This window comes from Pedobacter nyackensis, assembly GCF_032678475.1.
In the GTDB taxonomy this organism is placed as follows: Bacteria; Bacteroidota; Bacteroidia; order Sphingobacteriales; family Sphingobacteriaceae; genus Pedobacter; species Pedobacter nyackensis_A.
Window position 1 is genome coordinate 67,354 of record NZ_JAVTSF010000002.1, and the last position, 23,568, is coordinate 90,921.

Sequence of the window (23,568 nt, forward strand, 5' to 3'; positions counted from 1 at the left end):
TTAATTCTGATAAATTATGCTAAATTGCAACTACACACAAATCGAATATAAACCTCAAATCAATCCTAAATTTGAAACCATTACTTCTTTGCCTGGCACTGATGATGCTCCATTTCCATCTCCGGGCACAAATTGACACCAACTTAAAAGAGATCGAAATCAAAGCAGTTAAATCAACTGTTAAAAACAACTCCGACAAACTGATTTACGACGTAGCAACAAGTGTTACGGCCATGGGATCTGATGCCTTAAATGCACTCAGCAAAGTCCCGGGTGTAAAAATTAGCGATGGTCAGGTTGGCATTGCCGGAAAAGGAAATGTAAGGGTGATGATTAACGATCGTTTAGTACAACTAAGCGGAATAGAGTTAACGAGATATCTCAAATCTATTCCCGCAGGACAAATTTCCAGAATTGAGCTCATTAAAAATCCAGGTGCCAATTACGATGCCGAAGGAAATGCCGGATTGATCAATATCATTACCAAAAAAAGCAGCCAGCAAGGCTATGCGGTTAACCTACAGACCAGCGGAAAACGCTGGTTTCATAACCCAGCCAAAGTATACGGGACCAGGAATTTCCAGGGACTAAATGCAGCCGGAGACATCAGTTACAATTCCGAAAAATTAACTGCCCGTGCCAGTGTAAATCTAGACCGGGGCCGACTGCTGGAAGGTTTCCGCACAGATTTCAGCTACCCTAAACAAATCTGGATGCAATCCGATACCGGCGATTATAAATACCGTATGCTGAACTATGAAGCCGGACTAGATTATAAAATAAGCACTAAAACCTCCATTGGCTTCAGTTATACTGGTGGAAAGAATATTTACGATGGTAACGATCATGTGAACAATACGTTTACGAACCCAGGAACTGCCTTACGCGACTCTAGCATTAAAGCCTTTGCTACTTATTATCCGGTTGCCCGCATCAACGCTGTAAACCTGCACAGCATTATAAATTTTGATACAAGTGGAAGAAAACTCATATTGAACGCAGATTATTTTAACCATTATAGGACCGATGTCTCGGATTTTGAGAGCAACAGTTTTAAATCAGATGGCAGCCCTGATCCTTCCGGCAGGACCAGGTTCTACGACACCAATAAACAGCAAATCAGGATCTATACTTTTAAAGCTGATGCCAGCATCCCTACACATTTTGCACAATTTGATTTTGGAGGAAAACTAAGCTTTATTGACAATTACAGCAATGCCTTTTACTACTACAAAACTGCTCAGGATGAGCTGATTTTTAACCCGGGCCTGAGTAATGAGTTTGATTACACAGAAAACACCCAATCGTTGTATGCCAGTATGAACATAGACCACCAGCAATGGAAATATAAAATAGGGCTGCGTTCGGAACTCACACAGACAAAGGGATATTCACATGTGCTAAAACAAAATACCATCAACAACTATTTTAAACTGTTTCCGTCTGTATCAATCAACTATCAGCCCACTGCAGAACAAAGCTTATCTTTTAATTTTGGAAGGCGCATCAACCGGCCTACTTTCTGGAACTTAAACCCGTATAAATCTCTATACACCGCTTATAGCTACGGCCAGGGAAACCCATTCCTGCAACCAGAGTACAATAATAATTTCGAATTGTTACACAGTTATAAGAACATACTCAGCTCTTCCCTCTTTTTTAACATGACCGAAAATGGTTTCAGTAATGTCATCCTTGCAGATGCGAATACCAATATTGTTTATACTACGCCTTTAAACTTTATCAAAACCTATCGCTACGGGATTTCCGAAAACCTGTCGTTACCTCTAGCTTCCTGGCTAGACAATAACAACCAGGTCACTTTTTCGTACACCCAGGCAAAATCTAAGCTGTCTAATATTGAAGGCGTAAATGGATTTGGCTTATACCTGGCGACCAACAATAACATCTTCCTTAACCAGGAGAAAACCTTGGCTGCTGCAGTTAACTTCTGGTACCAGTTCCCTGAGGTAGATCGTATCAGTAGGACAAATGCTTATTACAAACTAGACCTGGGACTTAAAGCAGCCATTCTGAAGAAAAAAGTAGATCTGGCTTTAACCTTAAATGACTTGTTTTTAAGCAGTGCACCAGTCATTACTACTACGGTTAATAACATCAGGCAAAAGTTCACGAACTTCCAGATGAACCGTTATGCCTTACTAAGCCTCAGTTATCGTTTTGGAAACAGCGGGGCTAAATCCAGCGATAAAAACACAGGGAATGCAGAAGAACGTAGCCGGGCGCGTTAGTGAATATTTTACTGGTCTGTCAGAGAACTACCGTTTGTCTTTTAAACAGGCAAACGGTTCAATTCAATATCATCAGGCGTAACAAATATCAATGGAACTTTTTCTACATCAACGTAACTGGAGTCCAATCCAAAACTCCTTTCTTCAGAAAGACTTAAACGTTTCAGGATGAAATAATAGTCCATAATGGTACGCTCATAAAGACTCAGTTTAGAGAACTTAGATAAATGCTTCTCTAAAAGCACAAACCTAAAGTCACCAGCAATCTTATGTTTATTTAACGAAGTATACTGACTGGTGATATCAACTTCACCATTCTTCACGAGCTCTTCAATCACCTTCCTATACAGGAGATTAATGCGTTGCTCTACCCTGAAACCAAGCTTAAAGTCAATCCTGATTAATTTTCCAGGGATTAAAAACTCCACCTTGTAATCCCTTGTAAATGGTTCATCAACTACATCAACATGCACCAACCAGTAAACATCCGCTCTTTTTGGCTCCTTCTGTATGATCGAATAAATGATTTTTGATTCGATCTCTGTTTTGAAATTCGCACTCGTTAAATACACCAGTTGAGAGGAATATTTAGGTACAGAAGTATCTTCACTCAGCTCGCTGATGATCTGATAATAATCCTCAATCTCCACGTATTTAACAAATCTGTTTTTGATTTTTCTGGACACATACCAACTCCACATTACGGTAAACAAAGCTGAACCAATGAGTACTGTTACCCAGCCGCCATGCAGGAATTTCGACATATTACCTACCAGGAAGGTTAACTCCAGCAGCATGTAAATAGCAAGAAATATCCCAATCACATACACCGGCACTTTTTTGCGTTTCATGTATGCGGCGATCAATATAGTCGTTGCTAAGAAGGTAAGGTTAATGGCTAAACCATAAGCCCCCTCCATTGCTCCCGAACTTTTAAATATCAAAACGATAGCGATACAACCTGCCCATAAAATCCAGTTGATGGAAGGCACATAGATCTGTCCTTTCTGATTACTTGGATAATTGATCCTAACTTTTGGCCAAAGATTTAACCTTACTGCTTCAGAAATTAAAGTGAATGACCCTGTAATCATGGCCTGACTGGCGATAACCGCAGCAACGGTTGCCAATGCAACCATAAATAACAGGTAAGGAGTTGGAACGATTTCAAAAAACGGATTTAAGCCTGTATCATAATTACCATGATGCAATATCCAAACACCTTGTCCTAAATAGTTAAGGATAAGCATGGTTTTCACAAAGATCCAGCTGATCCTGATGTTAGAGCGCCCGCAGTGCCCCATATCAGAGTACAAAGCTTCCGCTCCTGTGGTACATAAAAATACTCCTCCCAGAATTAACAGGGCCATAGGGTTATTGACCAACAAATTAAACGCGTAGTAAGGGTTTAAAGCTTTAAAAATGGTAAGATCTTGTACAACGAATAGTAAACCTAATACACCCAGTGCACCAAACCAGAGGAACATAATAGGTCCAAAAAGTTTTCCTACTAAATTTGTTCCAAACTGCTGAATAATAAATAGGCCTGTTATAATCGCCAATACAATCGGTATGACACTAACTGTAGGGAATTTTAACTGGAGACCTTCAATTGCCGAAGTTACCGTGATACTAGGGGTAATGATCCCATCGGCCAGTAAGGCACAACCTCCAACAACAGCCGGAATAACCAGCCATTTGGCATTTTTCCTAACCAGCGAATAAAGAGAGAATATTCCACCCTCACCTTTGTTATCAGCCCTTAAAGTAATCAAAACGTACTTAACGGTAGTTTGAAGTGTTAAAGTCCAGATGATACAGGACAAGGCTCCAAGTACAAGATCGGGAGTCACTTCCTGCCCCCCGCCAACTACTGAATTAAAAATTGCTTTGAGGGTATAAAGCGGCGACGTACCAATATCACCATAAACAATCCCTAAACTGACTAATAAACCACCGGCTGAAAGCGCGTTAAAATTCTTATGACTTGACACTATTTAATAATATGATGTGACACTATTTAATTAAAACAGAGGGCAAAAGTACAGTAAATAAACAAAACTCAGTTCAATAATGTTTAAGAAGAAACAAGAAATGTAAAAAAGTCAAAACGGTATTTAACGGATAAACATGTTAAATATTGTTAAATATGAAAATAGTCATTAAAATCATTGATTTTTTAATTTTATTATTTATATTTTTGGCAGTACCAAACATGAAGATACAACGGAAAATAGTGGCTCTCCTGAATATTTCATGCATCATATGCATGAGTGTTTTGTGCAGCGTTAGTGTTTTTGGTCAAAAAACCGACAGTTTGGCAAGTGCCGCAAGGGCTAAAAAGATCAATAAAACCCCGCAAATCAAAGCGAGTGTACAAACTTACAAACCAAAATATAGTTTTGGATACGTTCAGTATAACGATCTTGTGTCGAACAATAAAACTTCAAATAACCTTAAGCCTGAAAAAATCCTTACGGTTTTAAAAGTATATCCTAATCCTGTAGATGATCAGGTTAATCTGATTCTTCGCATGGACAGAGAGTCGAATCTTTCTGTAAAAATCATGGATTTATTGGGCAATGAAATCGTAACCCTTTCCAATGAACGTATAGCGGCGGGAGAGCAAACAAAAAGTTATACCATACCAAATCGTTTAAACGCCGGCATTTATTTTCTGAAGATCATGTCAGGTAGCGAGACTGTAGTAAAACGAATCTCCGTTTTATAGTCCCCCTTTAATTGTTCCCCATTTATTTCTTTTGTATTTTTGAAACCATTCTGGCCTAAGTCTTGATAGTTTCATCATCATAAAAAAATAAATACATACAAATGAAAATAATTGCCATAGGTCGTAACTATGCCGAACATGCCAGGGAATTAAACAACCCTATCCCGGATAAACCTGTTATCTTTTTAAAGCCTGATACAGCCTTACTTAAAGACAATAAGCCTTTTTATATTCCAGACTTTTCATCAGACATCCATTATGAACTGGAAGTAGTTTTAAAAATATGTAAGGAAGGGAAACATATCGCTGAAAAATTTGCTCATAAATACTATGAAGAAATCGGCTTAGGCATCGATTTTACAGCTCGGGACATCCAGACTGCCCATAAAGCAAAAGGGCTGCCCTGGGAGCTGGCCAAAGCATTTGACCACTCAGCTGCAGTTAGTAACTTTATCCCAAAAACGGATATTGAGAACCTTTATGACTTAGGTTTTGAGTTAAAAATCAACAATGAGACCAGGCAGAATGGCAATACAAAAAACATCTTGTTTTCTTTTGAAAAGATTATAGCCTTCGTTTCGCAATACATCACCTTAAAAAAAGGAGACCTTATTTTCACCGGCACGCCAGAAGGTGTGGGACAGGTTCAGCCCGGGGATAAACTTGAAGCATGGCTGCAAGGACAGCAACTACTTAACTTCGATATAAAATAACTTTGATGATTAAAAAATATATCTTTCTTACAGTTGCATTTCTACTTTCATTACACACTTTTGGACAAGAGATTCTTAGTTCAAGTAAATATCCGCTTGTAGATTTCAGATCACCGCTTGATATAGTTCCTCCTGCCCTAGCAGGCTCATTTGGTGAACTCCGGGCCAATCACTTTCATTCCGGAATGGATTACCGTACCAACCAGCGTGAAGGATACCCTGTTTATGCCATCGCTGATGGTTACATTTCCAGATTAAGGGTTCAAAACAGTGGATTTGGTTTAGCCATATACATTAATCATCCTAATGGTTTTACTTCAGTATACGGGCATCTGCAAAGGTTTGGTGCTAAAATTGCACCACAGGCAAAAGCAATTCAATACCAGAAAAAATCATACGAAATAGACGAATTCCCTAATGCACAGTTTATTCCCGTTCGCAAAGGTGATATCATTGCCTACACCGGAAACTCGGGGAGCTCCGGAGGTCCACACTTACATTTTGAAATCAGAGATACCAAAACTGAAGCAACCATTAACCCACAATTATTTGGACTTGAAATACCAGACAACATCCCACCTATTATTCACGCGATGTATGTGTACCGTCTAAACAACAAACCTTTTAATGAGTTTGTACCTAAACAGTATTTTCAGGTTGTGGGCGGTTCAGGAAATTACAAGCTAAATAAGGTAACAACTATTAATCTTGGCGGTGAAGTAGGCTTCGGCGTGATCACCACTGACAGGCACAATGGTGCATCAGGTACAAATGGTGTTTATTCCATCTCATTGGAACTAGACGGTCAACCTGTTTATACTTCAGCTTTAGAAAAATTCTCTTTTGAAAACAGTAAAGCCATCAACTCTCATATTGATTACCCTACTTATATGAATACCAAAAAAAGTATTCAAAAAAGTTTTGTAGACCCAGGGAACCCGCTGAAGATTTATTTCAACCTGGTAAACAATGGTAAGATTGAATTTAATGATGGGAAACTGCATCGGCTTAAATATATCACTACAGATGGCAAAGGCAATAAGAGCACACTTGCATTTAATGTACAGGCGAATGACAAGGCAACAATTAACACCCCTGAGCCACCAACCGGCAGTCTGAATTTTAGTTATGCCACCCCTAACGAGTTCAACAATGATGAAGTAAAGGTCATCATTCCCAAAGGGAGCTTATACAATGATTTGAACTTCGTTTATAAAAAACTTCCTAAGCCTACTACTAATGCATACTCAGCCATTCATCAGATCCAGAACAATTTAACACCACTCCATACAGGTTTTGAGCTTTGGATTAAGGCTGATAGCGCAGTAAATAAATACAAAGAAAAAGCTTTGATTGTAAACACCGGGAGATCATCACAGGGTGGGTATTTCGAAAATGGTTATGTAAAGGCGAAACCACGCAATTTTGGCAGTTATTTCATCGCCATTGACACCGTGCCTCCTACCGTTACGCCGATTAACATTGCCAATGAAAAATCTATGGCTGGCATCAGTAAAATGTCGTTTAAAATCAGAGATAACCTTTCAGGCATTAAGAGCTTTAATGGCTATATTGACGGCAAATGGATATTGATGGAATTTGACACCAAATCTGCCACCTTATGGCATACTTTCGATGAAGGTACGACTCCTGGAAAACATACACTCGAGATTATTGTTACTGACATGAAAGACAACAACAAAAACTATTCAATTACTTTTTATAAATAGCACTATGAGCGAATTAAAAGAGGGGCAGCAAGCACCGGCCATTTCGGCAAAAGACCAGGATGGCAATACGGTAACTCTTGACCAGTTTAAAGGAAAAACTGTAGTTCTTTATTTTTACCCTAAAGATTCTACTCCGGGATGTACTGCCGAGGCTTGTGATTTCCGGGATAATTATCAGGGTTTAACAGCTAAAGGCATTGTTGTACTTGGTGTAAGTGTTGACGACGAAAAGTCTCATCAGAAGTTTATAACGAAATATAGCTTACCATTTACGCTACTTGCGGATACGGATCAGAAAATTGTGCAGGATTATGGTGTTTGGGGAGAAAAGAACATGTACGGTAAAAAATACATGGGCACGCACAGAACTACATTTATCATTAATGAAGAAGGCAATATTGCCCATATTATTAAAAAAGTTGACACAAAAAATTCTACGGCACAGGTATTGGAATTACTTGGAAAGTAAGAACCAACTGAATTGAACCCAAAATGCGTCCACGTTTCTGTAAAAAGATGTGGACGCATTTTTATTTAATAGGCATATACTTTCGACACATAGACTTTGCTTCCTTCAATTCTAAATTTACATAGGCCTACCATCTCAAGTATATTCAATATTTCAGTCAACTTCATGTCCCTTTTCATTAAACCAGAAAATCTCGCTTCAGGCTTTATTCCTTCATAAACAACCGTCACATCATACCAATAAGAAATTTGACGCATGACGGTTTCGATTGTATCATTATCAAACCTAAAATTCCCACTCTTCCAGGCCAGGGCTTTTTCCCGGTCGGCCATGTAAATTTTCAAAGTATTTTTAAATACAACCGATTCCTCTCCCGGTTTTAAAACTATGCTGTTATTAGCTTTCGATTTTGCGTTAGTTGCTTGAGCTCCTTTTGGCAACACCTGACTCACCTTTACACTGCCTTCAAATAAGGTTGTTTTTATACTGCTATCATAAGTATTGATGTTAAAACGTGTACCCAACACTTCTACTTCTTGTCCGTCACTACTGACCACAAAAGGATGTTCTTTATCTTTGGCCACTTCAAAATAAGCTTCGCCACTTAAGAGCTCAACTTTTCTATGTGTTTGTCCGGCAAAAGATGATGGAAATTTAATTGAAGTTGCAGCATTCAGCCATATTTTTGTGCCATCAGGCAGTACCATTTCGTAGGTACTCCCGCGCGGTGTACTAATGGTTTTTTCACCACCGACAAGTTTGAGTGTGGCACTACTCTTTCCCGGAGCAATCTCAGGGCCTAAATTCACAATGCTCTCCCTATTTCCAGATAGTTGCTGGGAATTATAAAACCAAAATCCTCCACCAACTATCAATAATATAGCAGCCGCAGCAACAATACGCGGCCAAAGTTTAACGACCTTACGATCTGAATAATGTTCCCAGAATTTACTTAGAGATGCAGCTTCCATCCTGGGCAGCTCAGACTCCATACCAGGCCATGCTTTCTGTTCTCGCTGATAGGATTCACAAACAGCGTTATACAACCTAAGTTCAGCAGTGCTGGCCTTACCTTCAGTTATTTTTGTGGCCAATATGACCAGTTCTTCGTTACTCATACTTATGGTTTATACAAATAAGTAACCTTAGTTGGCCCATTATTTACAAGAACGGAAAATATTTTTTCATTAAACAAAGAAATACATCCAGAAGTTCATTTTGCCAAGATTTACTTTTAACTTGTCTAACGCTCTTTTGATCTGCACCGCCACGGTAACTTCAGAAATCCCCAATTTAACAGCGATCTCTTTATTGGTTAGTTGTTCTTCACGACTTAAGCGGAAAATCTCTGCACATTTTTCAGGCAGCTGATGAACAAAACTCGTAATAACCGCTTGAAGTTCCTGTAGCTCCAGGCTTTCTTCATTTAAGCTATAGTCTGCAACATTCAGAGATGAAATCAGAAAGTTTTCACGCACCTTTCCTTTACGTAGGTAATTCGCAACCTGATACTTTACAGCCATTAGAAGGTATCCCTTAATATTATTTACCTGATGTTGCCGCCGATGTTCCCAGAACCAAGCCAGCACATCCTGCACCATATCCCTACAAGCTTCTTTATCTTGGAAAATATTGAAAGCATAACGAACCAGCAAAGCATAATATTGATGGTGAATTTCATTGAAAGCATCATGACTACCTGTTCTAAGTTCTTCAATTAACTCCTGATCAGTAAGTGCGCTGTAAACAATCATATCGCTAAAACTTCATATTTGATTTTATAAATACGAACTTATATAAAAATAACATCAGGAAGGCAAAGGACGACCGATTATTTTAAACAAGGGTATTTATCAGCATATTAATCTTTTCGTACAATTCTTCTGCATGAAAAGGTTTTGAAATGTAATCGTTCATTCCAATAGCCAGGCACTTTTCTCGCTCGCCTTTGATCGTATGGGCGGTCATCGCTACAATTGGGATGTCTTTTTTGTGAGAAGTCATGTTACGAATATGGACAGTAGTTTCGTATCCATCCATTTCAGGCATTTGCAGATCCATCAAAATGATATCAAAATCTGTATGACTATATTTATGGAGCGCTATCTTCCCATTTTCGGCAACAGTGGTCTGATAGCCTCTTTGTTCAAGAAGTTTAATGACCAGCAGCTGATTTATTTTATTGTCTTCAACAATCAATATGCTGACCTCCTTTTCAATTTCCGCCCCTTCAGCCAGACCATGGACTTTATTCTGTGATTTCGTTAAGTCTTTACCAGCATGAGCTTTAAGGAACGGTAGTCTGAAATAGAATTCAGAACCTTCACCAGGCTTACTTTTCAACTGAATCACGCCGTCCTGAAGTGCAATTAAATGTTTAACGATGCTTAAACCGATTCCTGTGCCACCAAACTTACGCTTCATATGATTGGTCCCCTGCTCAAAAGGACTAAAGATCTTTTCCTGCATATCAAGATCAATACCTATACCAGTATCCTGAACACTAAATTCCACAATCACGTGATCATCATGATCGGAAACTAATACTGCAGAAATGAAAACACCACCTTCTTCAGTAAATTTAATTGCGTTTGAAGTCAGACTTAACAAGATCTGAGTAAGCCGTACCGAATCCCCATAAATTACTCCTGGTATCTCCGGATCAATACTATAGCTTATTTCAATTTGCTTTATTTTGGCTTCAGACTCCTTAAGCATAAAAATAGACTGAACGGTGTCTTTCAGATTAAAAGGTGAACAAACAAAACTAATCTCCCCGGCGTCAATATTGACAAAGTCAAGAATGTCATTTAAAGTAGTCAGCAAATGTTCACCAGATTTAATGATCATCTTGACGGAGTCCAAATCTTCCGGATCTTTTAGAGAACGTTGAAGATATCTCCCGAAACCAAGAATCGCGTTCATAGGCGTACGTATCTCGTGGCTCATATTGACAAGAAAATACTGTTTCGCCCTTTCGTAATGCTCTGCTCTCTGCTGTTCTTTCGCCAGACTAATACGAAGTGCGTCAACTTCATTTAGGTTTTGATCTCCCCTGACTATTTCAGCATGACCACTAAGACTATTTGTCCGCTCAATGCGCTCAAAGCTCCTTATAATAGAAACTAACACTAACACCGCCATAGAACCAGCTGATAGTGTAAGAATCGTTACAACTACTTTAGAAAACAAAAATGCGCACAGTCCAGCCACCATCCATAATATGATGGTTCCAAATATAAAATAGAGCTTCTTTGATATAGGAATATCATTCAGGCTCTGACACAATCGGGAAATGAACATAAATGATATTAGTTAAAGGTATTAAACTCCCAGCATTTAATAATGAGTGATAAAATTAGTCAATACACTGTCTAATAGACCTATTCATTTTGTTCAACTACCAGAATATAGCCTATAAAACACAAAAGGAGCAGCCTGTTAAAGCTGCTCCTTTTGTGTTTTATATTGAAAAAACTGACTAGACTTTCCTTCCTACTTTGTGTCCTAATACGGCATAGTACCAGATAAACAAATAACAAGGAACCATAATCCAATAAGCGTGCTGAGGGTTTACAGTATCAGCCAGGTAACCATACAATAACGGGATAATCGCACCACCTGCTATACCCATAATCAATAAAGAAGCACCTGTTTTTGTAAAACGTCCTAACCCAGCTATTGCCAATGGCCAGATAGCAGGCCACATTAATGAATTGGCTAAACCTAACAATGAAATGAACAATACAGATATATAACCTTCTGTAAGAATAGCTGCTATAGATAAAATCACACCTAAAATGGCAGACATTTTTAACGCTGTTTGTTGCGTGAAGTATTTAGGAATACATAAAATACCAACTATATATCCAACAATCATACTAATCAGCGTGTAAGTTGTAAAGAACTTAGCTGTAGACAAGGCAATCCCTTGAGAAGATCCGTAACTGATTACGGTATCACCAGCCATTACTTCCACACCAACATATAAGAATAAAGTTGCAACACCCAGCAATAAGTGAGGGAACTGTACAATGCTTGTTTTATTGCTGTTCGCTAATGCAACATCATCATCTTCCTTATCTGTATCAATCTCCGGAAGGCTTGAAAAATATACCAATACAGAAAGTACTGCTAATGAAGCGATAATAGCTACATAAGGGAAAATAACCTTATGAGCAAGCAGATCCAGCTCCTGTGCTTTTTCTACAAGATTCATATTCGCTATTCTTGCGGTTACGCCATCTGCATCTTTCAAAGTTACTGCACCCAGTATTATCGGAGCAATTGCACCTGCAACCTTATTACAGATACCCATGATACTGATACGTTTTGCAGCACTTTCTGGAGGACCCAAAATAGTAATGTAAGGATTTGATGCGGATTGCAATACTGTTAAACCAGTTCCTTGTATGAAAAGACCTAAAAGGAAAAGTGAATAAGTACGAGTAAGTGCCGCTGGAATAAATATTAGGGCACCAACCGCCATGATAACCAAGCCGACTGCCATCCCCTTCTTAAACCCTGTTTTCTTTAACACCCAGGCCGAAGGTAACGCCATTACTATATAAGCTATATAAAAAGCAAAGGCTACCAGGTAGGATTCAAAATTGGTTAGCTCACATGCAATTTTTAAATAAGGTATGAGCACTGAATTAAGCCAGGTGACGAAGCCGAATACAAAGAACAAAGCTCCTATAATAATAATAGGACTTGAGGATTTTTTTGTTGTCATGGTTATTTAATGATTTAGTTTAAGGTTTTAATTAGGTACTATTCTTACTTCTTTAACTATTTTAAAAACTTCAAGCTCTAAAAATATAAATTTTCATTGAATTACGTGCTTAATTAACTTTTTTCACGCAAACGTTTGTTTAATTTTTTCTATTACGGTCAACTTTGCCTTAAATGTTACCCCCAAAGTATTTTTAATTACATTTGCTTTATTAATCAACAACCCCAATTAATGAAACATAAAATAAATGAATTAGAGGATATCGCCGCTCAGGTAAGAAGGGATATTGTTAGAATGGTACATGCCTGCCAATCGGGTCACCCGGGAGGATCATTAGGATGTGCAGATTTTATGACTGCATTGTATTTTGAAATCATGAACCACAATACTGATTTCAAGATGGATGGAAAAGGCGAAGACTTGTTTTTTCTTTCGAACGGACACATCTCACCGGTTTTTTACAGCGTTTTAGCCAGATCAGGTTATTTTGAAGTAAGCGAACTGGCGACTTTCAGAAAACTTAATTCAAGGTTACAAGGTCACCCTACTACCCACGAAGGTCTTCCTGGTATCAGGATTGCTTCCGGATCTTTAGGCCAGGGGCTATCTGTAGCCATCGGTGCGGCTCAGGCTAAAAAGTTAAACAAAGATCACTCTACAGTATTTGTTTTACTTGGAGATGGTGAATTACAAGAGGGACAAAATTGGGAAGCGATTATGTATGCGCCCCATAATAAGGTAGACAACCTGATTGCTTCTGTTGATTATAACGGACAGCAGATTGATGGTCCGACTGAAAAGGTGTTATCACTGGAAAACCTTCAAGCTAAATTTGAAGCTTTCGGATGGCACGTAATCAACTCGGATGGTAATGATATGGATGCTATCGTTAAAGCATTACATTATGCAAAATCATTAACAGGCAAAGGAAAACCAGTTTTAAACTTAATGAGTACCCAAATGGGTTATGGTGTTGATTTCATGATGGGATCGCACAAATGGCATGGTGTAGCACCTAATGATGAACAGCTTGCCGCAGCTCTAGCTCAATTAAGTAGTACCCTTAAAGATTATTAAGCATGAAGAAGTATACATATACTGAAAAAAAAGATACACGTTCCGGTTTTGGTGCCGGATTGCTTGAAGCAGGAAAAAAGAACCCTGAAGTAGTGGCATTATGTGCTGACCTTGTAGGTTCTTTGAAAATGGACGCCTTTATTAAAGAATTCCCTGAACGTTTTTTCCAGATTGGAATTGCTGAAGCCAACATGATTGGTATTGCAGCAGGTTTAACTATTGGTGGCAAAATACCTTTTACAGGAACTTTTGCTAATTTCTCTACCGGCAGGGTTTATGATCAGATTCGTCAATCTGTAGCTTACTCAGATAAAAACGTAAAAATCTGTGCCTCACATGCAGGTTTAACCCTGGGTGAAGATGGTGCAACTCACCAGATCCTGGAAGATATAGGTCTAATGAAAATGTTGCCTGGTATGACTGTAATTAACACTTGTGATTACAACCAAACTAAAGCTGCAACAATAGCCATTGCTGAACATCATGGCCCCGTATACCTGCGTTTCGGTCGCCCGGTAATTCCTGTTTTTACTGATCCTGATCAAAAATTCGAAATCGGTAAAGCTTGGATGGTAAACGAAGGTAAAGATGTAACCATCATTGCTACAGGCCATATGGTTTGGAAAGCAATTGAAGCTGGTGAAAAACTTGCGGAATTAGGTATTGATGCTGAAATTATTAATATCCATACCATTAAACCTTTGGATGAAGAAGCAGTCTTGAAATCAGTAAAGAAAACTGGCTGTGTAGTTACTTGCGAAGAACATAACAAATATGGCGGACTAGGCGAAAGTGTTGCGAGGTTACTTTCAACAGAATTACCAACCCCTCAGGAATTTGTTGCTGTAAACGACAGTTTTGGAGAAAGCGGTACGCCAGATCAATTGATGACTAAGTACGGACTGGACAGCGTTAACATTGTTGAAGCTGCCCAAAAGGTGATGAAAAGAGCCAAATCTTAAGATCAGGGACAAACGAACAAAGACTAAGAACAATAGCATAAAACAATAAATGAAGCAGGTTGAAGATTCAGAGATTTTAGAGAAATTCTCAAATATAAAAACTCGGGATGAAGCCTTTAACCTGCTTCTTACTAAGTACCAGCAGAAAATCTACTGGCACATCAGGCGTTTGGTAATTGACCATGATGATGCTGATGACCTGGTACAGGATACATTTATCAAAGTATGGAAAAACCTTGATAAATTTCGCAGCGACGCCCAGCTTTATACTTGGATATATCGCATCGCGACCAATGAATCAATTACTTTTCTAAACAAAAAGAAACAAAGGAATAATACACCTATAGACGAAGTTTCGTCCGAACTGGCAGAGACGTTAATTGCTTCTTCTCACTTTAATGGCGACAAAGTTCAGCTAAAACTCCAGCAAGCACTACTTACGCTTCCTGAAAAGCAACGTTTGATCTTTAACATGAAATACTTTGACGATTTGAAATACGATGAAATAGCAGAAATTACAGGAACCAGTGTTGGGGCTTTAAAGGCTTCTTTTCACATCGCTGTAAAGAAAGTTGAAACTTTTATGTTAAATGAAGACATTACCTTTTAAACCTTTTGGGATTTAATGCATCAATATACTTGTAATGGATAATAATTTAGAAAATAACGACTGGAAAAAGGAAGCACCTACATTGGCGGCTTTGCCTGTAGACCATTCTTTTTCTGTACCTGAAGGATATTTTGAACATTTACCCCTTCAGATTACCAATGCCATATACCTGGAAAAGTTAAAAGCTAAGGTAGCTGATACTGACTTTAGTACTCCTGAAGGTTATTTCGAAGAACTAGGTGGGCAGATCAATGCTGAAATACTTACTGAACGGTTAAAAGTTATCGCACCCCTTGCTGAACAAAACACAGCTGTCCCGGCTAATTATTTTGAGAAGCTGCAGGCAAATATCCTGTCTAAAACGGTTGATGAACCTGTTAAGTCGCAACCAACAAAGATTGTTAGCTTATGGCATTCCAATATATTAAAATATGCTTCAGCTGCTTGTTTTGTAATACTAAGTGCTGCTGGCTTGTATTTTTATGCACAAAATCATCCAGGTACCAGGTTTGCCTATACCGATTCCTCTACTGAACAAATGTTATACGATATAGATGAACAGGTTATTATTGATCATATTGAAGCTAACGGTTTACAAGAACCTAAACCAGCAGCTAAAGATGTAGCATTAGAAAACTATATCCTTAACAATTACTCTCAGAGTGACATTGCATTAAATTTATAAATACATAAAATGAAACAGTTAATTATCGCTATGCTCTTTTTAATTCCTATTGTGACTATGGCACAAAGGCCTGGCGAACGCAGTGATGAAATTGAATCGTATAAAATTGCTTATTTAACTCAGAAACTTGAGCTTTCGCCCGAAGAAGCAAAGGTTTTCTGGCCAATTTATAATGATTGGCAAAGGGAACAAACCAACTTGCGTAAAGAACGTATGCAAATGATCAGCTTCAGGAAAATCACTGAAATTGAAGAATTATCGGACACGCAGGTTCAAACATTAATTCTAAATGATTTCAGTTATAAACAGCGTGAACTGAACCTTGATAAAAAATATTATTATAAGTTAAGTTCTAACCTACCAATCAAAGTAGTAGGTAAATTTTACCGCGCTCAGGAAGCTTTTAAAAGAGAACTACTAGCTAAATACAGAAACAACAGCGGCGGGCAACGGAATTAATTCGTATTTTTGGCCATGCTTACACAACGCCAATTATTTCTACAACACAACGCCCAGACTACTCTTGAACCTCTTCTTTTAGAATTCAACAAGGCCAATGGCATGTATCTCTATGATAGCCAAGGCAAAAGATATATGGATTTAATTGCCGGCATTGGTGTAAGCAATGTTGGACACTGTCATCCATCGGTAGTTGCCGCCGTTCAGGAACAAGCTGCCAGTTATATGCACATTATGGTGTATGGTGAGTTTGTTCAAAGCCCGCAGGTTAACTTTGCAAAAGCACTTGCAGATGTGTTACCCCCCAGCTTAAACTGCACATATTTCGTAAATTCGGGAGCTGAAGCAGTTGAAGGAGCCATGAAACTGGCTAAAAGATACACACATCGCGCTGAAATTATTTCCTGTTATAATTCTTATCATGGCAGTACCCAGGGCGCGCTTAGTTTGATGGGAAATGAAGAATTTAAGCAAGCATACAGGCCTCTGTTACCAGGCGTTAAATTTATCCATTACGGTGTGCTTCCAGATCTGGAATTCATTACCGAAAAAACCGCAGCTGTATTTGTAGAAACGGTACAGGGTGAAGCGGGGATCAGGATAGCCGATAAGGCCTATTTTGAAGCGTTAAGAAAAAAATGTACTGAAACAGGTGCATTATTGGTATTTGATGAGATACAATGCGGTTTTGGCCGTACTGGAAAAATGTTTGGCTTTGAACATTTCAACATCGTTCCCGACATACTTTTACTGGCGAAAGGAATTGGAGGAGGCATGCCAATCGGGGCTTTCATCAGCTCTCGTGAGATCATGATTACTTTGGCTACAAATCCTATCCTTGGACATATTACCACCTTTGGCGGTCACCCGGTAAGCTGCGCTGCTGGTTTGGCTACCTTACAAACTATAGTCAATGAAAATATAGTAGATGGGGTAACTGAAAAAGGCTTGCTCTTCAAAAAACTACTTCAGCATCCGGCCATTAAAGAAGTTCGTGGTATTGGTTTGATGATGGCTATCGTTTTTGAAAATTTCGAAATGAATAAAAAGGTTATCGACGCATGTATTGCCGATGGGGTAATCAGCGACTGGTTTCTGCATTGTAGCAATGCGATGCGCCTCGCACCGCCACTTATTATTACTGAAGAGGAAATTGAATGGGCTTGTGCGGTTATCCTAAAGAACGTAAATACAATAATAGCTTAGCGTCCTACTGTTAAATATTAATTCATTTTTTGTCGTTTTATCAGATAGGCTTGTAGTATCGGGTGAAAGCCTTTTGCAATATCCGCATCAATCATATCTATTTTGTACTGTGTACATTTTAACTGGATAATTTGTCGGTATGCTTCCATTTTGGTAAGGTAAGCATCCTTAACTTTTGAAGTATGCGTTTTCAAGACAGCACCAGTTTCCATGTCAATAAACTGATACGGGCGGTTCTCAAAGTTAAATTCAACTTCTTTTGCTTTATCTGTTACATTAAAAATAACGACTTCATGCTTATTGAATTTGAGGTGCTGAAGGGCCGAGAATAAATCGTCAATATGTTTTTCATCCTGGACCGTACTTAACATATCACTAAAAACAACCACCAGAGAACGCTTATGAATCAATTCCGCAATCTGATGTAGAGCCTGCTCCAGGTTAGTCTGTACATTTAACTGTTCCGTTTTCAAAATCTCTTCCAGCTTAGAGAAAAGAAACTTCTGATGAGTGGTGGTAGATTTTGCAGGTGTATTTAAGATCAGGTGATCGGTAAAAAGGCTAAGTCCAAATGCATCGCGCTGCCTTTTTAGCAGATAAATTAAAGACGCAACTGCTTGTACCGAAAAATTAAGCTTGTTATAAGCTTTCAAGGGAAAATACATGGAAGAAGAGACGTCGATAATAAACTGACAACGCAGGTTAGTTTCTTCTTCATATCGCTTGCTAAATAGCTTATCTGTACGCGCATAAAGCTTCCAGTCTATGTTTTTAACATTATCCCCTATATTGTAAAGCCGATGTTCCGCAAATTCAACAGAAAAACCATGAAATGGGCTTTTATGCAAACCGGTAATAAACCCCTCAACTACCTGCCGGGCAAGCAACTCCAGGTTAGCATTAACATGTAGACTTTGTTCATCAATGGGCGACTGCATAGTGTAAATATAAAAAAAGCGTTCATAATGTTATGAACGCTTTTTTTTTGGAATGATATTAAGTTATTATAACTGTTTATCTAATTTCTGAGCAAGTACTGATTTAGGCACAGCACCAACTTGTTTATCTACTACTTCACCGTTTTTAAAGTACAATAAAGCCGGGATGTTACGGATACCAAACTGAGTAGAAATTTGAGGGTTGTTATCAACGTTCACTTTTCCAACGATTGCTTTTCCTTCGTATTCTTTTGAAATTTCGTCTACAACAGGACCTACCATGCGACATGGACCACACCATTCTGCCCAAAAGTCAACTAAAACGGGTTTATCTGATTTTAACACAACTTCCTCGAAGTTAGCATCTGTGATTTCTAAAGCCATAATTCTATTTTTTTATAATTAGTTCTCTTACTTAGCTTGCCGGAGCATGATCCATTTAAAATCGTATAACCCCTGCAGACTACAAATATATAATCAATTGTAATGCCATCAAGCCAGCTAATGCCATTATGACATTAGTTCAACTTAGCACTTACCTGTAAAGCATCCAATTGGGCCAGGAAATCGTTCGTAGGATTGATTTTCATCGACTTTGAAGGTAATTTAACTACTACATTTTGCTCCCTGTCGTACACATCAAAAAGCAATTGGCAGTTCTGCTGCTCTGTAGTCGCTTTATTATTTTCCAGAATAGCCAACACCTGACTCATAAAGTCATCATTCACACGCTCTATTGGAACTTGTATCGTTACACTTTTAGCAAGTTTATCTCTTAATTCCGACATCAGGTTGATAGAAGTAATTTTAAACTCCCAGTCACCTTCTTTTCTAAAACGCTCTCCAACTCTTCCACGGATCTGAAGAAAATACCCATCCGTCAAGAATTGTTTGAATTTGATAAAGTCATCTCCAAATAATGCCAGTTCACTGGTGTCGTCATAATCTTCAAATACCATGGTACCAAAAGGTTTACCTGTCTTTGTCATACGTTGTGCAGCTACTACAACAAGTCCTCCAACTACCAACTCACGGTTCTTTATGGTTTCAAATTCAGCAAGCACCTCCTCATTTGTATCCCCAGTCCTTATCTTGTTCACCAAAGCCAGGTGTCGTACTTTATGCTGGCAAAACTCTTTAAGTTCCAGCTTATAGTTATCTAACGGGTGTCCTGACAAAAAGATACCAATTGCATCCTTTTCATATTTGAGCCGGTCTATTAAGCTCCACTCCGGAGCAACCGGCAAGGCAGGCTCGAGAATCAGGTCTGCCACAGAACCACCGAACAAAGAGGATTGTGATGACGATTCATTATTCTGAAAATCATTGGCATATTTTATAACCTTTTCTATCCCATTTAATTTATCGTTAATCCCAACAAAGAAATACTGTGCCCTATGATTTCCGAAACAATCAAAAGCCCCGCTATATACAAAACTCTCGTAAGCCTTTTTATTTACTGTACGTGTGTTAGACCTTCTGGCAAAATCATAAAGATCTTTATACAATCCTTTTTCGGCGCGGTCTTCTATAATACTTTCTACCGCTTTCTCTCCTACACCCTTAACACCCGACAAGCCAAAACGAACTTCCCCCTGGCTATTTACAGAGAATTTTGTACCAGACTCGTTTACATCAGGACCAAGAACCTGAACCCCCATTTGCTTGCATTCTTCCATAAAGAAGGCTACCTGCTTAATGTCATTCATGTTATTTGATAACACGGCAGCCATATATTCTGCCGGAAAGTGCGCTTTTAAATAGGCTGTCTGATAAGCAATCCAGGCATAACAGGTAGAGTGGGATTTATTAAAAGCATAAGATGCAAATGCCTCCCAATCTTTCCAGATCTTTTCCAAAACAGATGCATCATGGCCTTTTTCTGCAGCCTGCTTCACAAACTTAGGCTTCATTTTATCCAGTACATCCTTCTGTTTCTTACCCATCGCCTTACGCAAAACATCGGCCTCACCTTTGGTAAAGCCTGCAAGCTTCTGCGACAAAAGCATCACCTGTTCCTGGTATACGGTAATTCCGTAAGTTTCTTTCAGATATTCTTCACAAGCATCTAAATCGTATTTGATCTCTTCCTCACCATTTTTTCTACGTACGAAACTGGGAATATATTCCAGCGGACCTGGACGATACAAAGCGTTCATCGCAATTAAATCGGCAAATACTGTAGGCTTTAACTCCTTCATGTATTTCTGCATTCCCGTACTCTCATATTGGAAGATACCAATGGTCTCACCTCTTTGGAAAAGCTCGTAGGTTTTTTCATCATCAATCGGGAAATTATCCGGATCGAGATCTATATCATGTCTAAATTTAACAAGTTTAACAGTATCCTTAATCAGGGTCAAAGTTTTTAACCCCAGAAAGTCCATTTTTAACAAGCCAGCACTTTCAACCACCGAGTTGTCAAACTGTGTTACATAGAGATCAGAATCTTTTGCGACTGAAACAGGAACAAAATTAGTAATATCACTTGGTGTAATGATTACCCCGCAAGCGTGAATACCAGTATTCCTTAAAGAACCTTCCAGGATTTGGGCCTGTTCCAGCGTTTTCGCACCTAGATCTTTTGCGTCTGCCAGATTTTTAAGCTCCAGTACCTTTTCATATTCATCTGCACGTAAGGCTTCTTTTAAGTTCTTTTCATCAAGCGTGAAGATCTTGGCCAGCTTCATGTTTGGAATAAGCTTCGCAATCTTTTCAGCCTCAAATAAAGGTAAATCAAGTACACGCGCCGTATCCTTTACTGATGATTTGGCTGCCATGGTACCATAGGTGATAATTTGGGCCACCTGATTGGCACCGTACTTTTTGATTACATAATCCATTACCCTACCACGGCCTTCATCATCAAAATCGATATCAATATCGGGCATGGATACACGGTCAGGATTCAGGAAACGCTCAAAAAGGAGATCATACTTAATCGGGTCAATATTTGTAATACCCAAACAATAAGCCACAGCCGATCCTGCTGCGGACCCCCTTCCCGGTCCAACAGATACATCCAGGTTCCTGGCCTCCGCAATAAAATCCTGTACAATCAGAAAATATCCCGGATATCCTGTTTTTTCAATAGTTTGCAGCTCAAAATCAAGTCGTTCAACAATATCCGGCGTAATTTCTCCGTATCGTTTTTTGGCACCTACATATGTTAGATGTCTTAGGAATTTATTTTCCCCTCTTTTACCTCCATCTTCTTCATCTTCTTTGACCAGAAATTCGTCAGAGATATCAAATTTAGGTAAGAGGACTTCACGTGCGAGTTTATAGATTTCAATCTTATCAACAATTTCCTGAATGTTCAGAATCGCCTCTGGCAAATCTGCAAACAGATTTTTCATTTCCTCAGACGACTTAAAATAGTACTCCTGATTAGGCAAACCAAATCTAAAACCTCTACCCCGTCCTATTGGAGTAGCCTGCTTTTCACCATCTTTAACACACAATAAAATATCGTGTGCGTTGGCATCTTTTTTATTGATGTAATAGGTGTTATTGGTGGCAATTAGCTTAACGTCATGTTTTTTGGCCAATGTAACCAGGGAAGCATTTACGATGTCTTCGTCTTCCTGGCTATGGCGCATCAGCTCGATATAAAAATCTTCACCAAACTGATCTTTCCACCACAATAATGCTTCCTCGGCTTGTTTTTCACCAAGGTTCAACAATTTACTGGAAATCTCTCCATACAAGTTACCAGACAATACTATAACATCATCTTTATATTGCTCTATAACAGCTTTATCTATCCTTGGGATGTAATAAAAGCCTTTGGTATAAGCGATGGACGACATTTTAGCCAGGTTATGGTAACCAGCTTTATTTTTAGCCAGTAAGACCACCTGGTAACCGTTATCTTTCCTGCTTTTATCCAGATGATTTTCACATACGAAGAATTCACAACCTACAATAGGCTTTATAATGGTCTCTTCAGGTGTTTTCCCTTCATCAATAGCCGCCTGATTTCTGGCTTCGACACCCTTATTATGATTAAGTACCTGCGCCACAAAGTGGAAAGCCCCCATCATATTAGCATGATCAGTCATCGCTACCGCAGGCATTTTAAAGCCAGCTGTTGCTTTAATAAGAGAAGGGATGTTAATGGTAGACTGCAGTACAGAAAACTGCGTATGATTATGTAAATGCGCAAAATTAGCCGCAGCTAATTCACGCTTATTCTCATTTAATGTAGACTTAGAAACCTTAGGCGCTTCAGTTTGTTGTAACCGCTTCCTGATTTCATCTGATGCAGATTTAAGGTTAACGTGATTTAAGCCGACACGTTCAAATACCTGCGGAGTATTTTCTTTATAACGTTGAATGTATGCCTGATCGGCCTGAAGCTGATCTAATCTGAAAACTTCTAACCTGATTAATTGTAAAAAGCAACGGGTCGTAGCTTCCACATCGGCAGTAGCATTGTGCGCTTCAGAAAAAGGCTCACCAAAAAGATACTGGTGAAGTTCCGTTAAGGTAGGCAGTTTAAATCGACCACCGCGACCGCCGGGAAGTTTAAGCAACTCAGCCGTGGTTTCAGTACAGGTATCCAATACAGGCATTTGCGCCATCGGACTGTCAACACCCAGTCGGTGAAACTCGCAACCCATGATATTGACGTCAAAACCAATATTCTGGCCTACTACAAACTTGGCTTTGGATAAAGCAATATTAAACTTTTCTAAAACCTCGCTAAGTGGCACCCCCTGTTCGGCGGCAAGTTCTGTAGAGATTCCGTGGATACGTTCAGCATCGTATGGAATATTAAATCCATCAGGTGTTACCAGGTAATCCTGGTGTTCGATAAGATTACCAAGCTCATCGTGTAATTGCCATGCAATCTGAATACACCTAGGCCAATTGTCTGTATCAGTAATTGGCGCATTCCAATTGCGTGGTAAACCTGTGGTTTCGGTATCAAATATTAAATACATAGCTGGTAATTATTCTCCCTTTCTGAAATGAAAATGGTTGCCCAAAAATACG

At 38.9% G+C, this 23,568-nt stretch carries 19 protein-coding genes; 11 read left to right on the plus strand and 8 right to left on the minus strand.

What is annotated here, in order from left to right; translation table 11 throughout:
- The first annotated feature begins 71 nt into the window (after positions 1–71).
- A complete protein-coding gene (locus tag R2Q84_RS07890; protein ID WP_316816007.1) occupies positions 72–2,252 on the plus strand; it encodes a TonB-dependent receptor domain-containing protein in 2,181 nt (726 codons plus the stop codon).
- Between the two features lie 41 nt (positions 2,253–2,293).
- On the opposite strand, the gene R2Q84_RS07895 is transcribed toward R2Q84_RS07890, so the two are convergent.
- Positions 2,294–4,246, minus strand: a complete 1,953-nt coding sequence (locus tag R2Q84_RS07895; RefSeq protein WP_316816008.1) for a KUP/HAK/KT family potassium transporter — start codon at positions 4,244–4,246, stop codon at positions 2,294–2,296.
- Between the two features lie 275 nt (positions 4,247–4,521).
- Here R2Q84_RS07895 and R2Q84_RS07900 point away from each other — a divergent pair, with 275 nt between their 5' ends.
- From R2Q84_RS07900 to bcp, 4 genes are all read left to right on the plus strand, one after another.
- Positions 4,522–4,983, plus strand: coding sequence for a T9SS type A sorting domain-containing protein (locus R2Q84_RS07900; protein WP_316816009.1), 462 nt, complete (start codon positions 4,522–4,524; stop codon positions 4,981–4,983).
- Positions 4,984–5,084: 101 nt separating this feature from the next.
- Positions 5,085–5,696, plus strand: a complete 612-nt coding sequence (locus R2Q84_RS07905; protein ID WP_316816010.1) for a fumarylacetoacetate hydrolase family protein — start codon at positions 5,085–5,087, stop codon at positions 5,694–5,696.
- Between the two features lie 5 nt (positions 5,697–5,701).
- Positions 5,702–7,426 (plus strand): M23 family metallopeptidase, encoded by a 1,725-nt coding sequence (locus R2Q84_RS07910; RefSeq protein ID WP_316816011.1) that lies wholly within the window; start codon positions 5,702–5,704, stop codon positions 7,424–7,426.
- A gap of 4 nt (positions 7,427–7,430) precedes the next feature.
- Positions 7,431–7,895 carry a thioredoxin-dependent thiol peroxidase gene (gene bcp, locus R2Q84_RS07915; RefSeq protein ID WP_316816012.1) on the plus strand — a complete coding sequence of 155 codons (465 nt, stop codon included), beginning with the start codon at positions 7,431–7,433 and terminating at the stop codon, positions 7,893–7,895.
- A gap of 65 nt (positions 7,896–7,960) precedes the next feature.
- Here bcp and R2Q84_RS07920 read toward each other — a convergent pair whose 3' ends face one another.
- The 4 genes from R2Q84_RS07920 to R2Q84_RS07935 all read right to left on the minus strand — a co-directional run bounded on the left by R2Q84_RS07920 (position 7,961) and on the right by R2Q84_RS07935 (position 12,630).
- The gene (locus R2Q84_RS07920) at positions 7,961–9,013 is read right to left on the minus strand and encodes a FecR family protein (protein ID WP_316816013.1); all 1,053 of its coding nucleotides are present in this window, start codon (positions 9,011–9,013) and stop codon (positions 7,961–7,963) included.
- A 69-nt stretch (positions 9,014–9,082) separates the two neighbouring features.
- Complete coding sequence (locus R2Q84_RS07925; RefSeq protein WP_316816014.1) at positions 9,083–9,649, minus strand: RNA polymerase sigma-70 factor; 567 nt, start codon at positions 9,647–9,649, stop codon at positions 9,083–9,085.
- Between the two features lie 82 nt (positions 9,650–9,731).
- Entirely contained in the window at positions 9,732–11,198 is a 1,467-nt protein-coding gene (locus R2Q84_RS07930) for a response regulator (protein WP_316816015.1), read from the minus strand.
- Positions 11,199–11,376: 178 nt separating this feature from the next.
- Positions 11,377–12,630, minus strand: a complete 1,254-nt coding sequence (locus R2Q84_RS07935) for a sugar MFS transporter (protein ID WP_316816016.1) — start codon at positions 12,628–12,630, stop codon at positions 11,377–11,379.
- Positions 12,631–12,840: 210 nt separating this feature from the next.
- Here R2Q84_RS07935 and R2Q84_RS07940 point away from each other — a divergent pair, with 210 nt between their 5' ends.
- From R2Q84_RS07940 to R2Q84_RS07965, 6 genes are read left to right on the plus strand one after another with little or no spacing between them, the layout of a single operon-like run.
- Entirely contained in the window at positions 12,841–13,707 is an 867-nt protein-coding gene (locus R2Q84_RS07940) for a transketolase (protein ID WP_316816582.1), read from the plus strand.
- 2 nt (positions 13,708–13,709) lie between these two features.
- Positions 13,710–14,669, plus strand: a complete 960-nt coding sequence (locus R2Q84_RS07945) for a transketolase family protein (RefSeq protein WP_316816017.1) — start codon at positions 13,710–13,712, stop codon at positions 14,667–14,669.
- A 49-nt stretch (positions 14,670–14,718) separates the two neighbouring features.
- Complete coding sequence (locus R2Q84_RS07950; protein WP_316816018.1) at positions 14,719–15,279, plus strand: RNA polymerase sigma factor; 561 nt, start codon at positions 14,719–14,721, stop codon at positions 15,277–15,279.
- Between the two features lie 34 nt (positions 15,280–15,313).
- A complete protein-coding gene (locus R2Q84_RS07955) occupies positions 15,314–15,964 on the plus strand; it encodes a hypothetical protein (RefSeq protein WP_316816019.1) in 651 nt (216 codons plus the stop codon).
- A gap of 9 nt (positions 15,965–15,973) precedes the next feature.
- A complete protein-coding gene (locus tag R2Q84_RS07960; RefSeq protein ID WP_316816020.1) occupies positions 15,974–16,423 on the plus strand; it encodes a hypothetical protein in 450 nt (149 codons plus the stop codon).
- A gap of 15 nt (positions 16,424–16,438) precedes the next feature.
- A complete protein-coding gene (locus R2Q84_RS07965; RefSeq protein WP_316816021.1) occupies positions 16,439–17,629 on the plus strand; it encodes an aspartate aminotransferase family protein in 1,191 nt (396 codons plus the stop codon).
- A 17-nt stretch (positions 17,630–17,646) separates the two neighbouring features.
- Here the strand turns inward: R2Q84_RS07965 and R2Q84_RS07970 are convergent, their stop codons facing one another.
- The 3 genes from R2Q84_RS07970 to dnaE all read right to left on the minus strand — a co-directional run bounded on the left by R2Q84_RS07970 (position 17,647) and on the right by dnaE (position 23,516).
- Entirely contained in the window at positions 17,647–18,567 is a 921-nt protein-coding gene (locus tag R2Q84_RS07970) for a DUF58 domain-containing protein (RefSeq protein WP_316816022.1), read from the minus strand.
- 66 nt (positions 18,568–18,633) lie between these two features.
- Positions 18,634–18,951, minus strand: a complete 318-nt coding sequence (trxA, locus tag R2Q84_RS07975) for a thioredoxin (protein WP_316816023.1) — start codon at positions 18,949–18,951, stop codon at positions 18,634–18,636.
- A gap of 134 nt (positions 18,952–19,085) precedes the next feature.
- Positions 19,086–23,516 carry a DNA polymerase III subunit alpha gene (dnaE, locus tag R2Q84_RS07980; protein WP_316816024.1) on the minus strand — a complete coding sequence of 1,477 codons (4,431 nt, stop codon included), beginning with the start codon at positions 23,514–23,516 and terminating at the stop codon, positions 19,086–19,088.
- Between the last annotated feature and the right edge of the window lie 52 nt (positions 23,517–23,568).

Excerpts from the sequence above, each read along its gene's own strand:
- R2Q84_RS07900 (WP_316816009.1), top strand. The coding sequence starts at position 4,522 with ATGAGTGTTTTGTGCAGCGTTAGTGTTTTTGGTCAAAAAACCGACAGT.
- R2Q84_RS07905 (WP_316816010.1), top strand. The coding sequence starts at position 5,085 with ATGAAAATAATTGCCATAGGTCGTAACTATGCCGAACATGCCAGGGAA.
- R2Q84_RS07910 (WP_316816011.1), top strand. The coding sequence starts at position 5,702 with ATGATTAAAAAATATATCTTTCTTACAGTTGCATTTCTACTTTCATTA.
- bcp (WP_316816012.1), top strand. The coding sequence starts at position 7,431 with ATGAGCGAATTAAAAGAGGGGCAGCAAGCACCGGCCATTTCGGCAAAA.
- R2Q84_RS07920 (WP_316816013.1), bottom strand. The coding sequence starts at position 9,013 with ATGAGTAACGAAGAACTGGTCATATTGGCCACAAAAATAACTGAAGGT.
- R2Q84_RS07925 (WP_316816014.1), bottom strand. The coding sequence starts at position 9,649 with ATGATTGTTTACAGCGCACTTACTGATCAGGAGTTAATTGAAGAACTT.
- R2Q84_RS07930 (WP_316816015.1), bottom strand. The coding sequence starts at position 11,198 with ATGTTCATTTCCCGATTGTGTCAGAGCCTGAATGATATTCCTATATCA.
- R2Q84_RS07935 (WP_316816016.1), bottom strand. The coding sequence starts at position 12,630 with ATGACAACAAAAAAATCCTCAAGTCCTATTATTATTATAGGAGCTTTG.
- R2Q84_RS07945 (WP_316816017.1), top strand. The coding sequence starts at position 13,710 with ATGAAGAAGTATACATATACTGAAAAAAAAGATACACGTTCCGGTTTT.
- R2Q84_RS07950 (WP_316816018.1), top strand. The coding sequence starts at position 14,719 with ATGAAGCAGGTTGAAGATTCAGAGATTTTAGAGAAATTCTCAAATATA.
- R2Q84_RS07955 (WP_316816019.1), top strand. The coding sequence starts at position 15,314 with ATGGATAATAATTTAGAAAATAACGACTGGAAAAAGGAAGCACCTACA.
- R2Q84_RS07960 (WP_316816020.1), top strand. The coding sequence starts at position 15,974 with ATGAAACAGTTAATTATCGCTATGCTCTTTTTAATTCCTATTGTGACT.
- R2Q84_RS07965 (WP_316816021.1), top strand. The coding sequence starts at position 16,439 with ATGCTTACACAACGCCAATTATTTCTACAACACAACGCCCAGACTACT.
- R2Q84_RS07970 (WP_316816022.1), bottom strand. The coding sequence starts at position 18,567 with ATGCAGTCGCCCATTGATGAACAAAGTCTACATGTTAATGCTAACCTG.
- trxA (WP_316816023.1), bottom strand. The coding sequence starts at position 18,951 with ATGGCTTTAGAAATCACAGATGCTAACTTCGAGGAAGTTGTGTTAAAA.
- dnaE (WP_316816024.1), bottom strand. The coding sequence starts at position 23,516 with ATGTATTTAATATTTGATACCGAAACCACAGGTTTACCACGCAATTGG.